General features: G+C 67.5%; 1 protein-coding gene. It reads left to right on the top strand.

Annotation, left to right across the window (positions count from 1 at the left end):
- Positions 1–248: 248 nt before the first annotated feature.
- A complete protein-coding gene (prpE, locus tag V3B25_RS19065) occupies positions 249–2,129 on the top strand; it encodes a propionate--CoA ligase (protein ID WP_329811358.1) in 1,881 nt (626 codons plus the stop codon).
- Positions 2,130–2,226 lie beyond the last annotated feature (97 nt).

Raw genomic sequence — 2,226 nt, 5'->3', positions numbered from 1 at the left:
CGGGAGTGTCCGCGGCATGGATGCCGCGGCCAAGCCCCCAGGGACGGGTCTACGGCGTCTCCCGCAACCGGACCCACCCCGCCATTCCTCAGTAGCCCAGCTTTTGACGTTGACGTTGACGTTGATTCTGCAGGTGCAGGGCTGCAAGCCCTGCAGGACAAAACCCCACCCCCTACCAAGGTAGGGCGGCCCGCGCGCCAGCGCCGGACTATCCTCGAACCCATGACTTTGTCTGGGAGGGCTGCGTCATGAACTACGAGGAAACCTACCGTCGCTCGATCAACGAGCCGGAGGCCTTCTGGGGCGAGGAAGCCAAGCGCATCCATTGGCACAAACCGCCGCAGCAGGTGCTCGACTACAGCAACCCGCCGTTCCGGCGCTGGTTCGTCGGTGGTGAAACCAATCTCTGCTACAACGCCGTCGACCGCCACCTGGCCGAGCGCGCCGACCAGCTCGCACTGGTCGCCATTTCCACCGAAACCAACAGCACCCGCGAAATCACTTATCGCCAGCTGTATCGCGAAGTGAACGACTTCGCCGCCGTGCTCAAGCACCTCGGCGTCGGCCACGGTGACCGCGTGGTGATCTACATGCCGAACATGGCCGAAGCCGTGTTCGCGATGCTGGCCTGCGCGCGCATCGGTGCGGTGCACTCGGTGGTGTTCGGTGGCTTCGCCGCGCACAACCTGGCGCTGCGCATCGACGATGCCAAGCCGAAGCTGCTGATCGCGGCAGATGCCGGCATGCGCGGTGGCAAGCTGATTCCGTACAAGCCGATGGTCGATGCAGCCTGCGCCGAAGCCACGTCGCCACCGCCGCACGTGCTGATCGTGTCGCGTGGGCTGGATGCCGCCGAACCACGCGTGCCGGGCCGCGATGTGGACTACGCCGAGCTGCGTGCGCAGATCGGTGAAGTCGACGTGCCGGTGCAGTGGCTGGAAGCGAGCGAGCCGAGCTATCTGCTGTATACCTCCGGCACCACCGGCAAGCCGAAGGGCGTGCAGCGCGATGTGGGGGGCTATGCGGTGGCGATGGCGCAGTCGATGGAAACGGTGTTCGACTGCAGGCCGGGCCAGGTGATGTTCTCCACCTCCGACGTCGGCTGGGCGGTCGGCCATTCCTACAACGTGTACGGCCCGCTGATCGGCGGCTGCACCTCGCTGCTCTACGAAGGGCTGCCGACGAATCCGGACCCGGGCATCTGGTGGGCGCTGTGCGAGCAGTACAACGTGCGCACGATGTTCTCGTCGCCCACCGCCATCCGCGTGCTGAAGAAGCACGACGCGGACTTCATCCATCGCCACGACCTGGGCGCGCTGAAGTACCTGTTCCTGGCCGGCGAACCGCTGGACGAACCGACCGCGCACTGGATCAGCGAAGCGCTCGGCAAGCCGATCATCGACAATTACTGGCAGACCGAAACCGGCTGGCCGGCACTGACCCTGCTGCCGGGCCTGGAGATGAAGCCGGTGCGTTTCGGCTCGCCCGGGTTCCCCAATCTCGGCTACCGGATGAAGGTGATCGACGAGAACACCGGCGAGGAAGTGGCACCGGGGCAGAAGGGCGTGCTGGTGGTGTCGCCGCCGCTGCCGCCGGGCTGCATGAGCACGGTGTGGAACGACGACAGCCGTTTCCTGCAGAGCTACTTCAGCCACTTCAAGGAGCTGCTGTACAGCTCGCTGGACTGGGCGATCCGTGACGACGATGGCTACACCTTCATCCTCGGCCGTACCGACGATGTGATCAACGTGGCCGGCCATCGTCTGGGCACGCGCGAGATCGAGGAGGCCATCTCCAGCCATCCGCGCGTGGCCGAGGCGGCGGTGATCGGGGTCAAGGACGAACTGAAGGGGCAGGTGCCGCTGGTGTTCGTCACCCTCAAGCAGGGGCTGGATGGCGAGGATCCGGCGCCGGTGGTGGCCGAGATGATGGCCACGGTGACCACCTCGCTCGGCGCGGTCGCACGCCCGGCGCATGTGCACGTGGTCAATGCCTTGCCCAAGACCCGATCCGGCAAGCTGCTGCGGCGCTCGCTGCAGGCGCTGGCCGAACAGCGCGACCCGGGTGACCTGTCGACGCTGGATGATCCCAGTGCGCTGGAGGAGATCCGCCGCGCGCTGGGCCGTTGACCTGGTAGTGGGGGGGGGGGGGGGGGGGCGGCCCCCCCCCCCCCCCCGGGGGGGGGGGGGCGGGGCCGGGCCCCCCGCCCCGGCCGGGGACGCGCGG

It is taken from the genome of Stenotrophomonas sp. SMYL8 (genome assembly GCF_036320065.1).
Classification (GTDB): domain Bacteria; phylum Pseudomonadota; class Gammaproteobacteria; order Xanthomonadales; family Xanthomonadaceae; genus Stenotrophomonas; species Stenotrophomonas maltophilia_A.
This window is presented reverse-complemented; position numbering and strand designations above follow the sequence as displayed.

What these genes read in the sequence shown, in the direction of transcription:
- prpE (WP_329811358.1), top strand. Translation starts at nt 249, where the DNA reads ATGAACTACGAGGAAACCTACCGTCGCTCGATCAACGAGCCGGAGGCC.